Source organism: Photobacterium arenosum (genome assembly GCF_014841115.1).
GTDB lineage: Bacteria > Pseudomonadota > Gammaproteobacteria > Enterobacterales > Vibrionaceae > Photobacterium > Photobacterium arenosum.
In genome coordinates this window covers 22,973-41,871 of record NZ_JACYTP010000017.1, presented here as the reverse complement: position 1 = coordinate 41,871, position 18,899 = coordinate 22,973, and the positions used below count along the sequence as shown (strand labels likewise).

Here is an 18,899-nt window from a genome sequence, read left to right as displayed (position 1 = left end):
GTCAATTTAATGGCTTTTTTGATGTCTGTTTTTTGACATTCGTGCGTTGACTCATCGAAAACACACGGCTATCGTGCAGTCGTTTACAGGCTTTTGCGCTTGTTTTTTGTGTTTTACAGTTGAGTTTTTCAGGATGTCAGAAGTAGATAATAAGCGTCGTCAGCTCCTGATCGCGAGCGGGCTGACATTAGGCGCCTTTATGTTGCCAAAAATGGCGATTGCGAGTCCATATACCGCGAAAAGTGCCCGAGAGCTGTACCTATGTAACATTCATACCAAAGAAGAATTGGAAACACGTTACTTTGATGGGAAGTTCTATCTGGACAAAGAGTTAAAGCGCATGAACCATATTTGCCGTGACTTCCGTCAGAATGAAGTTGCGCCAATGGACCGACGCCTGTTCGATGCGATTTCCCAGATCCGTGAAGAATTGAGCCATAAAGGTCAGGTTCGTATCATATCTGGCTACCGTTCGCCCAAAACCAATCAAATGCTGCGCGGCTCCACCAAAGGAGTGGCAAAGAAAAGCTACCATATGACAGGTCAAGCCATTGATTTTAATCTGGAAGGTATTTCTTTGTCTCGTGTCCGCAGTGCAGCACTGGATCTGAAATTGGGTGGTGTTGGTTATTATCCTCGCAGCGGGTTTGTGCATATTGATACAGGTCCTGTGCGTCGCTGGTAAGCACAGTACGCAGAAGAGCAGGGGTGTGGTATGCTGGCGCGGTTTTGCAACAGTTAGGACAAGTGTATGAGTCTGCAGTTTGAAATCGTGCCAGTGACCCCGTTTCAGCAGAATTGCTCAATTCTGTGGTGTGATAAAACACTGGAAGGTGTGGTTGTCGATCCCGGCGGGGATATTGAACGTATCACGGCCCGTATTACGTCATTAGGCATCAGGGTGGTGAAAATCGTTCTGACGCATGGTCACCTGGATCATGTCGGCGGCACAGCACCTTTATCGTCCCAGCTTGAGGTGCCTGTATGGGGACCGCATCAAGACGATGCGTTCTGGCTGGATTCGCTGCAACAGCAGTGCCAGATGTTTGGCTTTCCTCCCGTGACTTCGTTTCAGCCTGACCGCTGGCTCGATGAGGGAGACTGTATCCACTTTGGTGAGCAGAGTCTGGCTGTGTATCATACACCGGGCCATACGCCGGGACATGTTGTTCTGCACAGTGAAGAAGCCGGACTGGCGGCTGTGGGCGATGTGCTGTTTAACGGCAGTATCGGCCGAACCGATTTTCCGCGTGGTGACCATGGCACATTGATTGCGTCGATCAAAACCAAGCTATGGCCACTGGGTAATGACACGCGCTTTATTCCCGGCCACGGTCCAATGTCGACTTTTGGTGAAGAGCGTGCCAGTAACCCGCACGTGGCTGATGCTATGCCGCTCTGGTAATTGATTGTTACCTGGACTGAGCCAGAAAACGACGAGCCAGACCGATAAAGTCATCGGCTGGCCTGTCGAGCAGATCTTCTGAAATAAAAAAATCATACCCCATCAGTTCTCTGTTGTAGCGCATGCGATTTGCCAGCATAGCCAGCAACCCCTTGTTTATTTTACCGTTTTCCCCCACATAGTGTTTGTCATCAAATAACATATCTTCTATTTCATGAGGCGGATTGTCTGCACGCTTGTACGCCATGATCATCAAACCGCGCTGTTCCATTAATATCTGGCTGGCAATACGGGGGCAGATGCTGTCCAGGAACTCATCGTAATGTTTGAGTCTGATGCCAATCCAGGGCAGGGGCTTGTGCCAGCCCTGAGTGCTGACAGACGCGCGTCCTATATCCGCGACATTTTGCCATCGGGTCAGCCAGCCGCCGTGCGGACTGTGGTACTGAAGGTGCATGAAAGTGAGGGTGAAAGTAATCGGTGACTGTCGGTTGAGTTTCACCCCTATGAGTAACAAGGTCATCAAGGCGAGCAATAACAGCGCGACGGCCACGCCGTTAATGTCGGGAAAGGTAAAGACGGTCAGCCCGAGCACGAGTATAGCCAGCAGGCTCAGCCAGATCAGATAAGCACCGGGTTTGGGATGCGGCGACTGAATATATACGCTATTCAAATTAACTCCAGAGAGAGCATGAAGATGTCATCTTTATAAAGTATGGCAAATTGTCCAGAGATATTACTCACAGGTTGTGGCTAGCGATATGGGTGTCAAATCACTGACGACTGTTTATGCAATGCGTAAGGGCTAGTTTGCATGAAAGTCGGTATTTATTCCATTAATTGCATGAACTTGAAAAAGATAAAAATGAGATCTTGTCGCTTAAAATACGCAAAATATGGCTTTTATTGTGCTTAAAATAGCCGTTTGCTGGCATTCCTCTGACATCCTTGATATAACTCGCGCTACTTTTTTTCCCGCTGGGCATCCAAACTGGCGACTGAAAGTAGTACAACGGAGTAGGAAGTTAATGAGAATCTCTCACAAACGTAAAGTACAGCTTAAACTGCAAAAACGCATCAAAGCGGCCACGGCAGTGACTCAAAAACCTGTCACCAAAGCAGCGGTGAAGCAGGCAGCCCCGGTAGCGGCAGCAAAGCCTCAGGTTGATGTGAAAAAAACAGAAGCACCAGCGGGTAAAGTCGCGGTTACTGTATCGCTGACACCTAAGCAGCAGCAGGTGCTGGGCATAGTGGCAAACAATGCAGAAGGTATTAACCCGAAAAGTATCGGCCTTGAAGCCGGCCAGGAAGACAGCAAAGCCGCTTCCTGGGCAACGGGGGCACTGAAAAAACTGGTTGAAGAAGGGCTTGTTGAGCGAATTCAGCTTGCTGGCAATAAAGTCGTATATAAAGCGCTATAATTGTCCTTCCCCGTTCCTGAATTATCAGGAGCGGGTTACCTTTCTTGCCTTTTTCAATCATTTATCTCCTTTTTTCCTCGTAATCAGCATTTCTTACAGCCGACCATTCATGGCTGATTTTATTGCGCAATTTCGTTTCGGTCTGACGAACTAGTCTTATTCTGCTATACCTATTTAAGAGGATCGGATTATTCACGGATGTAGGCACTCACAGATGAGGTAATATGACAATGATCAGTGCTCGAGAGTTTTCCGAATGGTTACGTAACCGTTTTGCTGAGGATGAACAGGGTGTGTGTTTAACCCGGGAGGACATTAATCAGCTGACTGGCCGGCAAAGTTTCTCGCTGGGATTTGTGCATGATATTCATTACGAGTTAATGCAGTTTGATATGGCATTCGTAACAGATACATCACGGGAAAATTTTTATCTGGTCCATATTTCCAAGAAGTCGTGGCGAGACCAGCTGGAACGACAATATGAGCGTGAGCTGTTTTGTAATGTGTTACCGCTGGATAAATCCGGTTGATGTGAAGCAGGCAGACAGTGCACCGAAAGCACAGTGAATAACAAATACAGCAAAATGCACCAGAGCATTAAACAGAAAGCCAAAAGACAGTCAAAAGAAGGGGGCGCCCTGTGAGCGCCCCCTTCTGTGCAGGTTACTGAGCCTGAAAGTTACAGGACAGCGGCAATGCCATTGCACAGAGGCTGCATGTTATCTTTGGTCATACCCGCCACGCTGATACGGCCAGAGCCTACGATATAAATAGCAAATTCTTCTTTCAGGCGTGTCACCTGATCTTTATTCAAGCCAGAGAATGAGAACATGCCGTTCTGGCGCTCAATAAAGCTGAAGTCGGCGTCTACACCCAAATCTTTCAGTGTCTGAACAAACAGGGTACGCATTTCCTGAATGCGGTCACGCATGTCTGCGACTTCCTGTTCCCACTCTGCACGCAATTCGGCATTGTTCAGAATTTCAGTCACAATCGCTGCGCCGTGAGCCGGTGGGTTAGAGTAGATCACACGGGCAATGCTTTTAACCTGGCTGAATGACGTGCTGGCCACTTCAGCGGTTTTAGCCACCAGAGTGAAGGCGCCCACACGCTCGTTGTACAGGCCAAAGTTCTTGGAGAAAGAGCTGGCGATCAGCAGTTCACTGTTGTGTTCAGTAAAAATACGCAAACCGGTTGCATCTTCTTCAACGCCTTTGGCAAAGCCCTGATAAGCAAAGTCGAACATTGGCAGCAGGTTTTTCTCTGCACAGAATTTTGCTAAAGCCAGCCATTGATCGGCATCCGGGTCGATACCGGTAGGGTTATGGCAGCAACCGTGCAGCAATACCACATCACCTGCTTTAGCATTTGCCAGAGAACTCAGCAAAGCATCGAAATCCATGCTCTTGGTTTCGGCATTGTAGTAAGCATATTGTTCTGTCTGCAGGCCAGCAGCGCCAAAGACACCAAAGTGGTTTGCCCAGGTTGGGTTGCTGATCCAAACGGTCACATCGCCCAGCTGGCGTTTAATGAATTCTGCCGCTACGCGCAGTGCACCCGTACCACCCGGCGCTTGAGCCGTTTGAGCACGTTTGTCAGTAATAATGGCGGCACCTTTGCCAAACAGCAGTTCCTGAACAGCCAGACCGTATTCTGCTGTACCGGGAATACTCAGATAAGATTTGGTGGTTTCTTTTTCCAGCAGGATAGCTTCAGCTTTTTTCACTGTCGCCAGAACCGGGGTATTACCCGATTCATCTTTGTAGATGCCAACGCCAAGATTAATTTTCTCAGCGCGAGTGTCATTTTTGAATTCTTCAGTCAGTCCCAGGATAGGGTCAGCTGGTGCGGCAACGATTTTTTCAAACATTCGTGAATCATCCATGCTAGTCAGTGATACGGTCGACGTGCCTGGAAAGACCATAATTTTTCAATGGCCATGTGACTCTGATCGAAATTCTGCAGTCCTTCAAGGATCTGGCAGACAGAAATCCGGTCTGGCTTTTGACATTCCGGTGCGATCAGGCTCCCAAGCAAACATCCATTGTAAAAGAAAATGAAACACAAACATCATCTATTGGAAATTTTCACGTGAGCTTGATCACATTGCGAATTTGCAATTTTTCATATACCCATCCTGAAATGCCGGATCACGCTGAATGCAATCGGCGATGGCGTTGATGCTCTTTGATAAATTCCATGAATGCCCGATCAGCCATCGATAAGTAGCCATTTTTTCGCCAGGCGATAGCCAGATTGAGCTGTACCGGTTGTTCGAAAGGCACGGCTGCTAAACCGGGCTCGTGGCGGGTGACCATTTCCAGTAAGGCTGATATGGCAAACTCCTGTCTGATAATACTCAGGATCATGGGCAACAGGTTTGTTTCAAACGCGATGTGCTGTTTGAGCTGATGTGCCTGACATACATGGTCGATGTAGTCGCGATGAAAGTACCCTTGCTTGAACATCACCAGCTCCTGGCTGAAAAACTGTTCGAACGACACCGAGGACTGCCGGGCAAATTCGTGGTTCGGGCTGACGACAGCCACCATTTCTGACGTGAGTAACGGCTCGGCTTCAAGGCTGTCGGGGAGATCAGCACTTCGGATCACACCTAAATCCAGCTCTCCGTTAAGCAGCATCAAGCGGATCGACTGGGTACCGGCTTCGACCAGCGTCAGTTTGAGATTGGGGTAGCGAGATTTAAACCCCATCAGGATATCGGGAAAAAAATACGACCCCAGCATACTGGGTACACCCAGCCGGACTTCGCCTTTTTGCAATCCCTTCAATTCCGCCATGGCGATCTTTGCATCACCCACCTGCTGCAAAATCAGGCGGGCATGCTGAATCAGTACTTCACCTTCGTGAGTCAGCACTATCTGGCGATCGCTGCGGTGAAACAACGGCATCTCTAGCTGTTGCTCGAATTTCTTTATTGCGATGCTTAAAGCCGGCTGGGCTATGTGCAGTTTTTCCGCGGCTTTCGTGAAACTGCCGGCCTCTGCAATGGCAATGAAATAAGTGAGCTGGCGAATGTCCATTGGTTACTCTGGCTATTAATAAAAGATATGGATCCGATATTTTTAATATATTTTCACTATCAGAGGGAAATTGCTACTGTTTCAGCAACTCTTCATCGTCTGGTGCCTGTCTGTGATAGAAATCCATAGTTCTGCCTATCGTCGGGCCAGTTTTGCTCTGGCTCTTGGTTCATTTCTGGTGTTTTGTAATTTGTATCTCTTCCAGCCATTGTTGCCTGTAATGACGGAGGCTTTTTCCGTGAGTGCCACCAAAGTTAACTGGTTGTTGGCAGCAGGTACACTGGCTCTGGCGCTAACTCTGGTGCCATGGGCTGTCAGCTCCGAAATGATTGGACGGCGTAAGGTGATGTTGCTGAGTCTGTTCTTGCTGCCTGTGGTGGGCGTACTGATGCTATTGGCTGAGAGCTTGCTGATGCTGAGTCTTGCCCGGGCACTGATGGGCGCCTCGCTGGCAGGGTTTGCAGCGGTTGCAGTGGCCTATATGGCTGAAGAGTTTTCACCTAAAGCCCTGTCGCTGGCGGTAGGCGGATACATCAGCGCTAACTCACTGGGCGGCATTGCCGGGCGATTATTCGGCGGCTTTGCGTCAGACGCCTGGGGCTGGCAGGGGGCTGTGCTGGGTATGGCACTTTTTAGTTTGGTTGGCGCTTTGGTGGTCGCCAGATTATTGCCGCAGCAGCAACATTTTACCCCTCAGCGTGGGCAGCTCAGGCATCACACAAAACATGTGATCCGGCATTTACAGCAACCGGTATTGTGGATCCCTATGCTGATTGGCGGTATCAATTTTGCCTTGTTTGTGAACCTGTATTCTGTGATGGGCTTCAGGCTGGTCTCACCGCCTTATTCCTTGCCGGTCAGCTGGGCGTCTTTGATATTTCTGTGTTATCTGAGCGGGACGCTTACCGCAAAACTCAGTGGCAGCTGGAGCATCAGGTACAAGCCGGTGAGTGGCATGATACTGGGTACGACAATCAGTGCGCTGGGGATGTGGGTAGCCGCGCTGGACTCTGTGTCGGCCATGCTGAGCGGTTTGTTATTAATCAGTTCCGGTGCGTTTTTTACCCATTCTCTGGCGTATGCCTGGGTGAGCCAGAAAGCAAAGACAGGAAAAGCCACGGCCACCGCCCTTTACCTGGTGCACTATTATGTCGGCGGCAGCCTGGGCGGGTTTTACCTGATCACCTGCTGGCAACACTGGAACTGGCACGGCGTGCTGGTGGGCGGCAGTGTGCTGTATTTGGCTCTGTATGCCTTGTGCTGGCGCCTGGGAAGAAAGCAGGCCACCGAGCCAGTGGCATCGGTGGCTGTTTAACATATACCCTGGTCAGACTGGGTTAAACCTCGCTGCTGGCTTCACTGACCAGGGGTTCTAACGGCTTGCGTCTGTCGCGGTACTGATAGCCATACGGGTGGAACCGGTAGCAGTCGCGACCGGCATCTTTGCACTCGTACAATGCGCGGTCGGCACGGTCTATCATGGTCATCAGGCTGTCGCCTGAGGTAAAAGTCGCAATGCCGATGCAGGCTGTGATTGACACATGTGTTTCTTCTATATCAGTCGGCAGTTGCAGTGAGCGGATATCGGCTAACATCCGGTCTGCAATTTTTTGCGCTGTTAAGGTATCGCAGCAGGGCAGGCAAAGAATAAACTCTTCGCCGCCATAGCGTCCGAACAGATCGGTTTTCCGCGATGCCAGTTGCAGATGATCGGCAAAACCGCGCAGTACTTTGTCACCAACGCCATGGCCCCAGGTATCATTGATGCGTTTGAAACGATCGATATCAAACAGCAGCAGAGAAAAAGGCTGGCGTTTGGCCTGACAGTTTTCCATGGCTTTCTGGGCTTGCTGCAGTAACATTCTGCGATTGTATATCCCGGTTAACGGATCCAGGGTTGCCTGGCGGTACAAACGCATCAACATGTAAAGCTTGGATAACTGTGACCAGATGACGACAATAGCCAGCACGTTCTGCAGCCAGTAATTGGCCAGTGTTTCCGGCATCAGCACCGTGCCTGTCTGTAAATCGACTGCGATTTCTGTGACAGCGGTGAATGCCAGCAGGCACAGGCTTTCCTTCAGTGTAATCGGCAGGATAGTTAAAATGGCGACATGCAAAATAGGCAACAGCGTATAGCCGTATTCAAAACCGCTGTACACTTCGGGAAAACCCAATACCCAGATGCAATAGGTGTAGAAGAGGTTCAGTCCCAGAACCATGAGTGCCATGCACCATTGCGACTGACGCAAGGTGGTGTGAGTCTCGTTGACTTTGGCAATACCCATTAAAAATAACGCGAGAAGTAAACGGGCACTGGCAATTCGGGTATCTTCTCCTGTATTGAGGTAAAAAAAGTCAAAAGGTATCCATGCTATGATCAGTACTGCCCATACAATGCAGAGCAGAGAAATTCGGCTGCGCAGGTATCCGCTTCGCGTATTCTGGAAGCTCTGGGTGTGTGCTTTAGCACTCCATAGATCCGGAATATAGAGCTTGAGCGCATGGCACAACAGCCTATGGTAGTGGTTATAAGTCGATATCATCTTTGCTTCCAGCTCATCTGACATCTGTTTTGTGAGAAAAAACAGACGGTAAACGCCCTTTATTTTTATAATCGAACAATTATTCTACAAGACGGTCGCCAAAACCGTGATCTTGATTCATATAATACATGTGAAACCAGGTTAATTGTCGGGAAATTTGAGCAATGGATGTTTTTAGTACTGTTCTGATATAATTTCGGGCGTTTTTCTCTTTCTTCTGTAGCCTTTCATGAATATGACTTATACCACTTTACTCGTCTCTGCCCTGTTGGGAGCACAGATGATTCTCACTCTCGTTTTAACGAAAGGGGAGATCTGTCCGGGCCAGCGAGGCCGGGTCCATAAGATGCTTCCTGTACTGTTGCTGGGTTGGTTAATCGCATGCATCAACCAGCCAGTGGCACTGTTGCCGCTTCTGGGTGTAGGCTTGTTCACTTTCCAGGTAAAAACCGGTAAGACGCGGGATCAGGGGCCGTTGAAGCTGTTGTATGCCTCGTGCGCGATGGCAGTGCTGAGCTGGCTGATGACACTCTCTTCGCTGTCATGGTCAGAAAAAGCGCAGAGCCTGATTGCCGTGGTGATGTTTGGCGCCGCCCTGGCGCACCTGTTGCTGACTCAATCACGAACGCGGTTGCAGGCTTTTCACCGGGTATTACCCGCAGCAGGCCTGGTGAGTGCCATGCTGAGTGTGTTGCTGTTTTCAGGCCAGCTCTATTACTCTGTGCCTCAGGCACAGGTGGAAAGCCAGTTACTGGCGATTTGTGCGGCACTGTTATTGCTGATTGCTGCTCAGGTGATTTGGGTCGGCCATATTGTGTTGGCGAAACCGGTCAAAGTCTGGCAATTGTCCGGTGTGCTTTTATTGCTGTCTGCCTCAGCAGGATGCCAGCTTTCAGTGTTCTGATTGAATGAAGTGTTCTGACTGGTCGAATGATAGGTAGAGCGTCTATGCTAACAACAAGAGGAGTTGTTTGACTCCGGGTCTGATGTTCTAACGGCAGTAGCCGGAGGAGGGAGAGGTGGAAATCAGTAACTTGCTGAACATGGACGCTAACATAGTGCTGGGCATAGTGAATGAAAGGCTGCGTCTGGAATGCGATACGATTGACGATCTTTCCAGTCGTTACGAGCTGGATCAGGAACAATTGCGACAAAAAATGGCGGCCCTCGGCTACCGCTATGATCCCATTTCTAATCAATTTAAATGAATAAAGGGCACCCGTTTCGGTGCCCTTTGTTTTTTCAGGTCTCTTGTAGACTTGCCTCAGGCTGCTTTAATGCCCTCAAGGTGTGTCTGGCACTGCTGCCGGGCCGTCGCAAAGAAGGCCTGAAGATAATGGCGCTCTTTTTCTGATGCGCGAATCGCCGCATACAGTCTTCGCCACAAGCCTTTACCCAGTGGCTTGCTGGCGATTAATCCCTGGCGGGCAAAATCATGGATTGCCCAATTGGGCAGGGCAGCAACTCCCAAGCCTGCCGAGACCATTTGCACCAGCATCAGGGTATTATCGGCTTGCTTCCATATCTTAGGTTCAATGCCCGCAGGCTGCAGAAAATGTTTCACCACATCTAAGCGGTTTTTTTGTACCGGGTAGGTCAGCATGGTTTGGCTGGCAAGATCGGCCGGTTTAATTGTGCTCAACTCGGCCAGGGGAGACTGCGGCGAAACTACCAGGCGCATCTCAAAGTCGAACAGGGGTTCATAGTGCACTTCCGAGCGCGGGTTAATGTCAGATGTTATCACCAGATCGAGTTCCCCGGCAGCCAGAGCCGGGATAGGCTCGAAACTGAAGCCGGATGAAAAATCCAGGCTCACCGTTGGCCAGTTAATCTGGTATTCCTTCAGCGCAGGCATCAGCCACTGGAAGCAGGAATGGCACTCAATTGCCATATGCAGCCGACCTTTTGCGTCTTCTTTTAAATTGGCAAGTTCATGTTCGGCGCGTGCGATACGGGGCATTAAATCATCCGCCAGTTTCAGCAGGATATCGCCTTCTGCGGTGAATCTGACCGGGCGTGTCTTGCGTAAAAACAGTGGTGCGCCAATCCGCTGCTCAAGATCCTTAATTTGGTGAGACAGCGCCGACTGGGTCAGGCAAAGGGTGTTGGCTGTTGCTGTCAGGGAACCGGTGTCTCTCAGTACCGCTAATGTGCGAAGGTGTTTAATTTCAATCATGTTCACTCAGTCCCTGAAGATTACTGCTGTTCAGAGTACTGGTTATCGAGAGAAGTGTAAACATCCAGACGTCTATAATCGATTACATTAGGGCGTAATGAGTGTCGCATAGTGATCTTGTATCTGTTATCTGAAACCAAACTGGCAAATAGATGACGCCTGGCTGAAAATAGGATTGAAACCCGGTGTAACTAAATTGTTTAAGGGAACTTGATGAAGCGACAACGTCTTACATTTATTGGCTTACTCTTGTTTGCCGGGTTGATCTTGTCGATTGTGATGCTGCTTTTCTTCTCTCATCTGGAAACCCGCCGTATTCAGCAGGAATTTGAATCGGATGTCACGGAAGCCTCACACGCCTTTATTCAGGCGATGAACAGCCACTTTGAAGCACTTTATACCCTGCAGCTTAATCTGGACACCAACGGCATTCCGGATGCCAAGGGTTTCGCGGCACTGACAGATAAAATTCTTACCCGTTTTCCGGCAATCACTGCCCTGGAATGGATTCCCGAAGTGGAACAGGCAGACCGTGCCAGCTTAGAACAACGGGCCAATGAATGGCTGCCCGGATATGTGATTACCGAACAGGTCGCGTCCGGAGAGCGTGTAGCGGCCAGCGAGCGAGCTGTTTACTATCCGGTTTATTACGTCGAGCCTGTCACCGGAAACGAGGCGGTAATAGGTTACGACATGGGCTCGCACTCTCTGCGTTTTGAAGCGGTTCAGCGCGCCAGAGATACCGGGCAATTGCAACTGACTGTCCCGCTCCAGATTCAGCGCAATGATGTCACCGCACAGGGCATCCTCAGCCTGTTGCCTGTGTACGAATTCCCTGAACCTATGTCAGAGGCAGAGCGGCAGGACAGCTTGCTGGGCTTTGTGGCAGGGGTGTTTAATCCCGCGCAGATTTTTCTCTCATCACCCGGCTTAACTCAGGTCAAGCCTTTTGCACTGACACTGATTGATACCCTGGCACCCCAGTCAAATAAATTGGTATTCAGCCTGGTGCCGACGTTGGATACCGGCCCGGTTAGCCAGCAAAAGCATTACCACTATAGCCAGAAAAGGCTGACCCAGGAGGTTCTCACCCGCGAGTATGCGCCTGATTACCGCTATGTTCATCAGGTGTTGAGCAAAGGCGGACGCCGCTGGGTGATTGAAGCCACACCTATGCAGGACTATATTCGCCAGCATCAGTCATTAACACCCTGGTGGGTCTTCTGGGGAGTCAATGCATTTTTTGCTGTCGCAGCCTTGGTGAGTTTCTTCGTGTTTCAACGGGGCCAGCAATATCTGGATACTCTGAATCAGCAACATGACAGACTGCTGGCCGTTAACGAAAAGCTGGAACGCATGAGCCTGATTGACCCGCTGACGGGTATCGCTAATCAGCGAGCGTTTGAAGAAAGTCTGGATAAAGCGGTCAGAGTCGCACGGCGGGAACAATCCCCGCTGGTGGTGGTGTTGATCCAAATTGATGATTACGCGCACTTTGTCAGCCAGTGTCCGCAGGACATGTATGAGTCCGGCCTCAGGAGGCTGGCCAACGAGCTGGGCAGAACATTAAAACGCCCCGCTGATATGGTGGCACGGCTCGATGATGACAGGTTTGCCGCCGTATTGCCGAATACTAACAATGGTGAAGTGGTTGCCCGCCATCTGCGCACTGCGGCTGAACGTTTGAATCTGGCCAATACAGAAATGAGTGCCAATCCCTATCTGACGGTGTCTGTGGGCGCGATGACAGTCTTCGACATTCAGGGGTTAACAGCAGAAACCCTGTTCCATCAAACAGAAGCTTTGCTGTATCAGGCACAGCAGGAAGGATTTAACAAAGTGAGTGCAAAGGTTCGTCAGCCACAAGCATCAACTGAGAACGCGCTCAGTTGATGCTGTCAGACAGAAGGGTGGCGAATTACATTGGCTGAGTGGCGGTGAAAGTCAGAGTATGCTGACTATTACTGAGCGTCAGCGTATTTCCTTTGACTTCGGCTTTGCTCCACTGGCTTAAGGTATCACTCATCACACGTTCCAGTTTCATCGCATCATCCGGGCAGGCCATCATGGTCATGCCCATTTTTTCAATCCGGAACTGGCCGTCTTTAACTTCGGCAGAACCGAAGTAGCGGTTACAGCCGGAATGCCCATGTGCCATTGTGTTATTTTCAAACCCCAGGGTCGGCACGGCTCCCATACTCGGGATGGTGACGGCCTGATTGTCGATCTTTGACAGTTCCCATTCATATTGCGTCAGATCAGCAGAAGAGCCGGCTGTTGTGTTGCCACCGGTTCCGGCGCAGGCAGATAACAGCAGGGCAGTGCCCATGGCGGTCAGCAGGTGTTTTTTCATTGTATTTCCCCAAATGGATTCGAAGATTTTTGACTGACGGTAAGACAAAAAATTCCGTAAACCGTGTTTTTTAGTGTAGAAGCAATTCAACTTGGATGTTTTTACGCATCGTTCTTTTCCGGGCTGACCATGTGTAAATGCACATCCTGCTGCGGGAAGGGGATAGAAACGCCTTCTTTGTCGAACCGCAGTTTGACTTCGCGCGTGACATCCCAGTACACATCCCAGTAGTCATCCGTTTTCACCCAGGGCCGAACAATAAAGTCCACCGAAGAGGTGTTTAGTGTGTGTACTTTGATGGTTTTCTCCGGGGCACGCAGCACAGCCGGATGGTTATCAATAATGTCATGTAAAATGGCTTCGGCTTGCTCAATGCTGTCTTTATAGCCGATCCCAAATACCATATCGACACGGCGGACGCGCTCGTGCGTAACATTCTTGATTGTGTCCCCCCAGATTTTACTGTTCGGCACTATGATGATCTGGTTATCAAAGGTACGGATAGTGGTATTGACCAGGCTCATGTGGCTGACCTTACCAGACACCCCACCAGCCTCAACAAAATCGCCGACATCAAAAGGGCGGTAAATCAGCAGCATCATGCCTGAAGCAAAATTAGACAAGGTGTCCTGCAAAGCAAAACCGATGATCACACCGGCCACACCGAAACCTGTCAGTATCGGCGCAAGGTTAAGCCCGACCTGTGACAGGGCAATTAACAGCCCGAGAAAAAAGACCGCTTTGCCCGACATGGAAATAAAGAAGTCCTGCATCAACTGCGACATCTTGAGATTGGGTGACGCCACGGCGCGCTTAACCACTTTACGTGTCAGGTTTTTTAACAGCCGGAACAGCAAAAGGACCAGGGCGAAGATCAACACCTTGAACAGCACCTGCGGGGTATTATCAATCAGCCACTTTTTCAGGTTGTCGGCCCAGGCTGAGACAATCGAATAGATTACCCGCGGATTCAGGATGTCATTGGTGAGATCACCGGTCACTTCAAATTGCTGCTTTTTGTAGTTCGACGTATCTATCTGTGCCTGATCACCGAGGTTGATTAAGTAGTTTAAGCGGTCAATATCGCTCGACAGTTTGCGTTGTGCCAGAATGTGCATCAGTTGCAGTGAGGCTTTCTCACCCTCTGACGCCTCTTTGAGCTGCTTAGCCAGCACTTTTTCCTGCTGGTTGTTGTAATCCAGTGAAGCAGAGACAAACTCTAAGCGGTTGCTGATGGCTTTAGCCAGTTTGCTTTTTTTCTGATCGGCATTATGACCAAGCTGCTCCATCCAGCGGTAGTTTTCCCACTGCTCGCCCAGCATCTGAACAGACAGCATGCGCTCTTCATTCAATTGCTTGAGCTTGAGCAGCTGTTCTTCCTGCGAGGCTTTGTCCAGTGCTTTTTCATCAGCCAGAATCTTGTTACTCAGATAGTTTGCCGTATTGTCGGTATAGCGTTCCTGTCGTTTGACGTAATCCAGCAGGGTGGCGGTTGCCCCTTCCGGCGGCTCACTGATTAATTCCCCGATCTTGTCGCGCAGTTCATTGTTCTTATTCAGTACCTGCATGCGCAGTACATCACGTGTGGTACCGGTACGGCTCTGGCCGGCCTGATACAGCTCCATGACTTCCTGATTCAACTGCGACAGTTCATCCAGCTGAGAGGGCGGTGTTTCAGCCTGGGCAAAGACATTGAGGCTGTATGTAAGCAACGTAATAATGAGTAAAAGCTTGCGCATAGTAGAGCGGTATTCCGGTTCAGGGAGATAAATACAAGTACATCGCGGCAACGGGTGTGCCGCGATGAGAATGAGTGCCGTGATTATAACATGCTAACCGTTGTGGGTGAGGTCAGAGCAAATCCTGCTGGCAAAGGAACTGATGATGATCAAATTGCCAGCACCAGTCCGGCGTCCACATTTCCTGATTCAGAATGATCAGCATAGGCCGGTTAATCTGATGCAGCATATACCAGAGTGCAGGGTAGTGGCGCTGATCACAGATGAGGGTGTCGCATCCTGAAGCCGCAAGGGTGTCTGCAAGCAGCTGCTGGTGGCCATTTTGTGAATAGGTAAAGGCCATCAGGTTATGTAAACGGCAAAAGGCGGCATACTGTTGCGTCATGATCCGCGAAGATTGCAGAATACCAGTGAGTTTGGGGTGAGCATCCATTGCTGCGAGTTTGTGAATCCAGGATTTAGCATGTGAAATTTCATGATTCTTTTGCATCATCTCACCTGTCTGACCTTGGCCTGAATGTCCGGCGCCAATAGAATTAATCAGTGTTCATTTGAGTGTAAATCCGGCTGTTGTGTGAAATGTCAGGAATGGGTAAAAAAAGAGCAAAAAAAAGCCCCCAAGGTTGGGGGCAAGTACTTACCATCGCTTTTATTATCTGTCGTTTCGGGTATCTGTTGTGTCGGGGCCGGCCGGATTTCACGGCATGCCTATGCCGTCTGGAATCCAGGCTTAGCCGAAGTCGCCGTTCACATAGCCGCGGGTACGGTCATCACGCGGACTGTTGAACAGCGCATAAGTATCATCGTGTTCGACCAGCTCACCCATCAGGAAGAAGGCGGTACGATCTGAAATTCGGCGTGCCTGCTGCATAGAGTGAGTGACGATAACGATAGTGAAGTTCTTTTTCAGAGACTCCATCAGATCTTCAATTTTCTTGGTCGCAATCGGATCCAGCGCTGAGGTTGGTTCATCCATTAAAATGACCTCAGGCTCCATAGCGATGGTACGGGCGATACACAGACGCTGCTGCTGACCACCAGACAGACCGAAGGCGTGTGATTTCAGGCGATCTTTCACTTCATCCCACAATGCGGCACCGCGCAGCGATTGCTCTACCACTTCATCCAGACGTTTTTTGTCGGTCACACCCTGAGCACGCAGGCCGTAAGCCACGTTCTCGTATATGCTCATCGGGAAGGGGTTAGGCTTCTGGAACACCATACCCACCTTAATGCGCAGTCTGGAAACGTCTATGTTGCCGTAAACGTCTTCTCCGTCCATCGACAGTTTGCCTTTGATCTTCACACCTTCAATCAGGTCATTCATGCGGTTAAGGCAGCGCAAAAGCGTAGATTTACCGCAACCGGACGGGCCGATTAATGCTGTCACCTGGCGATTAGGAATCGGCAGATTGATTTTTTTCAGTGCCTGGTTGTCGCCGTAAAACAGATCCAGATTTTCAATATTAAATTTGTTCATAATGTGTTTCCCCGAAATCAGTAAGTCGCAGTGTTAAAACGTTTGGCAAGCAGTTTGGTGCACAGGTTGATGATCAGAACAATCACAATCAGAATCGTGGCAGTGGCGTAAGCCTGATGCCATTCGTGAATGGTGTAGAGTTCCTGAGTCAGCTTGTACAGGTGCACGGTGAGTGTCCGGCCGGAATCAAGCAGACTCTCCGGAAGACGTGCCACCATGCCTGCTGTCATGAATACCGGTGCCGATTCACCGATAACACGACCTACACTGAGGATGATAGAAGTGACTATGCCTGGCATTGCGCTTGGCAATATCAGGCGCCAGATGGTGTAAATTTTGGATGCGCCCAGTCCGTAAGACCCTTCACGGTAAGTTTGCGGCACCGCCATCAAGGCTTCTTCTGTGGTGCGGATGATCACGGGCAGAATCAGAATGCTCAGTGTCAGGGCACCAGACAAAATCGAGAAGCCAAAGCCAAGCACGACCACAAAGAAAGTCATACCGAACAGGCCGTAAATAATAGAAGGAATACCCGCCAGTGACTCGGTACAGAAGCGGATCACTTTCACCAGCCGACTGCCGACTTTTGCATATTCTGTCAGGTATATTGCGGTCATGATCCCCATGGGCGCGGCAACCAGAATTGACGCCAGCACCATGTACAGCGTGGCAACGATCATCGGCCAGATGCCCGACTCCTCGTCCAGCGTTGTATAGTTGCTGGAGATAAATGTCCAGTCGACGTAGGCAAGGCCGTTGCTCAGAATGTACCAGACGACCCACAGCAGGAAGCCGACCGTTACCGTGGCCGAGGTCCAGATCACACTGAGGTAGATTTTGTCTTTAAGTTGCTGTCTGGCAGGGTTACTTGCCTGCAAATGTGTGTTTGTTGATAGGGTCATTGTGATTACCTCGCGCGCTCACGGTTCAGGTAGAGCAGGGCAGCATTCAGCATCATGATGAACACCAGCAGAACAATACCTGTGGCATACAGGGCGCTGGCGTGAATACCGGTGGCGTACGACATTTCAATCGCGATATTGGCGGTGAGGGTACGTGCTGAATCCAGAATGCCCTCAGGCATAGCCGGGGAGTTACCCATCACCATGATGATGGCCATGGTTTCACCTAATGCACGTGCGATACCCAGAATAACGCCCGTCATAATGCCGGAACGCGCAGCCGGTACCAGCAGTTTGAAAATGGTGAAAATATGCGATGCACCCAGCGCCAGCGAGCCTTCTTTATAGCTGCGCGGCACAGCTCGAATGGAGGTTTCAGACACAGTGATCACTGTGGGCAGAATCATGACTGCCAGTACTATGATACCCGCCAGCACCGTGTTACCCGCCGGTACATTAAATACGTTCTGGATCAGAGGAACGATAATCACCAGACCGAAGAAACCGTAAACCACAGAGGGGATACCCGCCAGCAGTTCAACCATAGGGCGAATGATGTCGGCCAGGCGCTTGGGAGCTACTTCAGCGATAAAAATCGCGGTCATCACACCAATCGGCACACCGACAATCACAGCACCTGCGGTAGAAACCACAGAAGCGACGATCATAGGGAAGATGCCGAACAAGGCAGGTGGTAACCATTCGTCACCCAGCACAATGCCGGAGAAACCGGCTTCAGCGAAAGCCGCATAGCCTTCACGGAAAATGAAATAGCCGATAGTAATCAGAGACAAAATGCCGATAGCGGCACTGGAAAGAAACAGGTATTTAAAAAAGAGTTCACGCCAGTCAATTTTATCTGCAGCGGCGAGCGCGGCATTTTTCTTGTCGGCGTTATCGTAATTATTGGCGATGGTCATTTGAACGTTACTCCAGACACTGAACAGCAGGTTCAGTTGCTGCGAATAAATAAACCTGCCCAAAAATATGGGCAGGTAAGTCACTAAGAAAAATTACAGGATAGAAACGTAGCCTTCTTTGGCAACCAATGCCTGAGCATCTGCAGTTTTAATCCAGTTCAGGAATTCCAGAGCTTCTTTAGATGGGCGACCGTCTTTGTAAAGCACCAGGAATGGGCGTTGTACGCCGTAATCACCGGATTTGATTGCTTCAACTGATGGTGTGTGGCCTTCGATGGACAAAGGTTTAACAGAGTCATCGACTGAACCTAGCGAGATGTAACCAATAGCGAACGGGTTGCTGGCTACCATGGTTTTCAGCTGGCCGTTACCGCTGGCCACCTGAGCACGCTGAGAGATAGCAGTAACGGTTTTACCGTTGATTTTACGCTTCAGAGACATGATGTCTTCGAATGCACCACGGGTGCCTGAAGCGGTATCACGGGTAGCTACAACGATAGGCTTGTCTTCACCGCCTACTTGTTTCCAGTTGGTGATTTCGCCTTTATAAATTTGAGAAACCTGCTCTTTGCTCAGGTCTTTTACCGGGTTGGAGTTGTTCACAACAACAGCGATACCGTCACGGGCAATCACTACTTCGGTAATGTCAGACGCTTTTTCAGATGATTTCAGATCACGAGAGCTCATGCCCAGGTCAGCAGAACCGTCGTGAGCAGTACGGATACCGGCAGAAGAACCCGGCCCCTGAACTTCTACCACAACGTCGTGAGTTTTAGTGTAAGTTTCGCCCAGCACTTCCATGAGTGGTGTCACCGAGTTCGAACCAACGACAGAAACTGTTTCAGCCGCCATAGCCGGGTTAAACATCATTGAGCCAGCCAGTGTGATAGCACCGATAACCTTTGCTTTCATT

The 18,899-nt window shown here is 50.0% G+C and carries 20 protein-coding genes; 8 read left to right on the top strand and 12 right to left on the bottom strand.

Going from position 1 to position 18,899, the window contains the following annotated elements:
• Positions 1-133 precede the first annotated feature (133 nt).
• Together mepK and IFO68_RS19675 are read left to right on the top strand one after the other, a co-directional pair.
• A complete protein-coding gene (gene mepK, locus IFO68_RS19680) occupies positions 134-685 on the top strand; it encodes a peptidoglycan L,D-endopeptidase MepK (RefSeq protein ID WP_027253274.1) in 552 nt (183 codons plus the stop codon).
• Positions 686-751: 66 nt separating this feature from the next.
• Entirely contained in the window at positions 752-1,405 is a 654-nt protein-coding gene (locus IFO68_RS19675) for an MBL fold metallo-hydrolase (protein WP_192017495.1), read from the top strand.
• 7 nt (positions 1,406-1,412) lie between these two features.
• Here the strand turns inward: IFO68_RS19675 and IFO68_RS19670 are convergent, their stop codons facing one another.
• Positions 1,413-2,078 carry a DUF2982 domain-containing protein gene (locus tag IFO68_RS19670; RefSeq protein WP_225445352.1) on the bottom strand — a complete coding sequence of 222 codons (666 nt, stop codon included), beginning with the start codon at positions 2,076-2,078 and terminating at the stop codon, positions 1,413-1,415.
• Positions 2,079-2,433: 355 nt separating this feature from the next.
• On the opposite strand from IFO68_RS19670, the gene IFO68_RS19665 reads away from it, so the two are divergent.
• Both IFO68_RS19665 and IFO68_RS19660 read left to right on the top strand, forming a co-directional pair.
• Complete coding sequence (locus tag IFO68_RS19665) at positions 2,434-2,826, top strand: MarR family transcriptional regulator (RefSeq protein ID WP_192017494.1); 393 nt, start codon at positions 2,434-2,436, stop codon at positions 2,824-2,826.
• Positions 2,827-3,050: 224 nt separating this feature from the next.
• Positions 3,051-3,356: a hypothetical protein gene (locus tag IFO68_RS19660; RefSeq protein WP_027253270.1), complete on the top strand. Its 306-nt coding sequence runs from the start codon at positions 3,051-3,053 to the stop codon at positions 3,354-3,356.
• 149 nt (positions 3,357-3,505) lie between these two features.
• On the opposite strand, the gene IFO68_RS19655 is transcribed toward IFO68_RS19660, so the two are convergent.
• Positions 3,506-4,696 (bottom strand): amino acid aminotransferase, encoded by a 1,191-nt coding sequence (locus tag IFO68_RS19655; RefSeq protein ID WP_192017493.1) that lies wholly within the window; start codon positions 4,694-4,696, stop codon positions 3,506-3,508.
• Positions 4,697-4,976: 280 nt separating this feature from the next.
• The gene (locus IFO68_RS19650) at positions 4,977-5,870 is read right to left on the bottom strand and encodes a LysR family transcriptional regulator (RefSeq protein ID WP_192017492.1); all 894 of its coding nucleotides are present in this window, start codon (positions 5,868-5,870) and stop codon (positions 4,977-4,979) included.
• 112 nt (positions 5,871-5,982) lie between these two features.
• On the opposite strand from IFO68_RS19650, the gene IFO68_RS19645 reads away from it, so the two are divergent.
• Positions 5,983-7,185: an MFS transporter gene (locus tag IFO68_RS19645; RefSeq protein ID WP_192017491.1), complete on the top strand. Its 1,203-nt coding sequence runs from the start codon at positions 5,983-5,985 to the stop codon at positions 7,183-7,185.
• Positions 7,186-7,207: 22 nt separating this feature from the next.
• Here the strand turns inward: IFO68_RS19645 and IFO68_RS19640 are convergent, their stop codons facing one another.
• A complete protein-coding gene (locus IFO68_RS19640; protein WP_192017490.1) occupies positions 7,208-8,416 on the bottom strand; it encodes a GGDEF domain-containing protein in 1,209 nt (402 codons plus the stop codon).
• A gap of 280 nt (positions 8,417-8,696) precedes the next feature.
• On the opposite strand from IFO68_RS19640, the gene IFO68_RS19635 reads away from it, so the two are divergent.
• The gene (locus IFO68_RS19635; protein ID WP_225445351.1) at positions 8,697-9,320 is read left to right on the top strand and encodes a hypothetical protein; all 624 of its coding nucleotides are present in this window, start codon (positions 8,697-8,699) and stop codon (positions 9,318-9,320) included.
• A gap of 115 nt (positions 9,321-9,435) precedes the next feature.
• Positions 9,436-9,624 carry a DUF4250 domain-containing protein gene (locus IFO68_RS19630; RefSeq protein ID WP_027253265.1) on the top strand — a complete coding sequence of 63 codons (189 nt, stop codon included), beginning with the start codon at positions 9,436-9,438 and terminating at the stop codon, positions 9,622-9,624.
• 56 nt (positions 9,625-9,680) lie between these two features.
• Here the strand turns inward: IFO68_RS19630 and metR are convergent, their stop codons facing one another.
• Positions 9,681-10,592, bottom strand: a complete 912-nt coding sequence (gene metR, locus IFO68_RS19625) for an HTH-type transcriptional regulator MetR (RefSeq protein ID WP_192017488.1) — start codon at positions 10,590-10,592, stop codon at positions 9,681-9,683.
• A 213-nt stretch (positions 10,593-10,805) separates the two neighbouring features.
• On the opposite strand from metR, the gene IFO68_RS19620 reads away from it, so the two are divergent.
• Entirely contained in the window at positions 10,806-12,485 is a 1,680-nt protein-coding gene (locus IFO68_RS19620) for a CHASE domain-containing protein (RefSeq protein ID WP_192017487.1), read from the top strand.
• A gap of 25 nt (positions 12,486-12,510) precedes the next feature.
• Here IFO68_RS19620 and IFO68_RS19615 read toward each other — a convergent pair whose 3' ends face one another.
• The 7 genes from IFO68_RS19615 to IFO68_RS19585 form a co-directional block, all read right to left on the bottom strand.
• Complete coding sequence (locus IFO68_RS19615; protein WP_192017486.1) at positions 12,511-12,945, bottom strand: META domain-containing protein; 435 nt, start codon at positions 12,943-12,945, stop codon at positions 12,511-12,513.
• Positions 12,946-13,046: 101 nt separating this feature from the next.
• Positions 13,047-14,684, bottom strand: coding sequence for a mechanosensitive ion channel family protein (locus IFO68_RS19610; protein ID WP_192017485.1), 1,638 nt, complete (start codon positions 14,682-14,684; stop codon positions 13,047-13,049).
• 112 nt (positions 14,685-14,796) lie between these two features.
• Entirely contained in the window at positions 14,797-15,174 is a 378-nt protein-coding gene (locus IFO68_RS19605; protein WP_192017484.1) for a hypothetical protein, read from the bottom strand.
• 240 nt (positions 15,175-15,414) lie between these two features.
• A complete protein-coding gene (gene pstB, locus IFO68_RS19600; protein ID WP_161446686.1) occupies positions 15,415-16,164 on the bottom strand; it encodes a phosphate ABC transporter ATP-binding protein PstB in 750 nt (249 codons plus the stop codon).
• 17 nt (positions 16,165-16,181) lie between these two features.
• Positions 16,182-17,066, bottom strand: a complete 885-nt coding sequence (pstA, locus tag IFO68_RS19595) for a phosphate ABC transporter permease PstA (RefSeq protein WP_192017483.1) — start codon at positions 17,064-17,066, stop codon at positions 16,182-16,184.
• A 5-nt stretch (positions 17,067-17,071) separates the two neighbouring features.
• Positions 17,072-17,986 (bottom strand): phosphate ABC transporter permease subunit PstC, encoded by a 915-nt coding sequence (gene pstC / locus IFO68_RS19590; RefSeq protein ID WP_192017482.1) that lies wholly within the window; start codon positions 17,984-17,986, stop codon positions 17,072-17,074.
• Between the two features lie 93 nt (positions 17,987-18,079).
• Positions 18,080-18,898: a phosphate ABC transporter substrate-binding protein gene (locus tag IFO68_RS19585; RefSeq protein ID WP_192017481.1), complete on the bottom strand. Its 819-nt coding sequence runs from the start codon at positions 18,896-18,898 to the stop codon at positions 18,080-18,082.
• Position 18,899 lies beyond the last annotated feature (1 nt).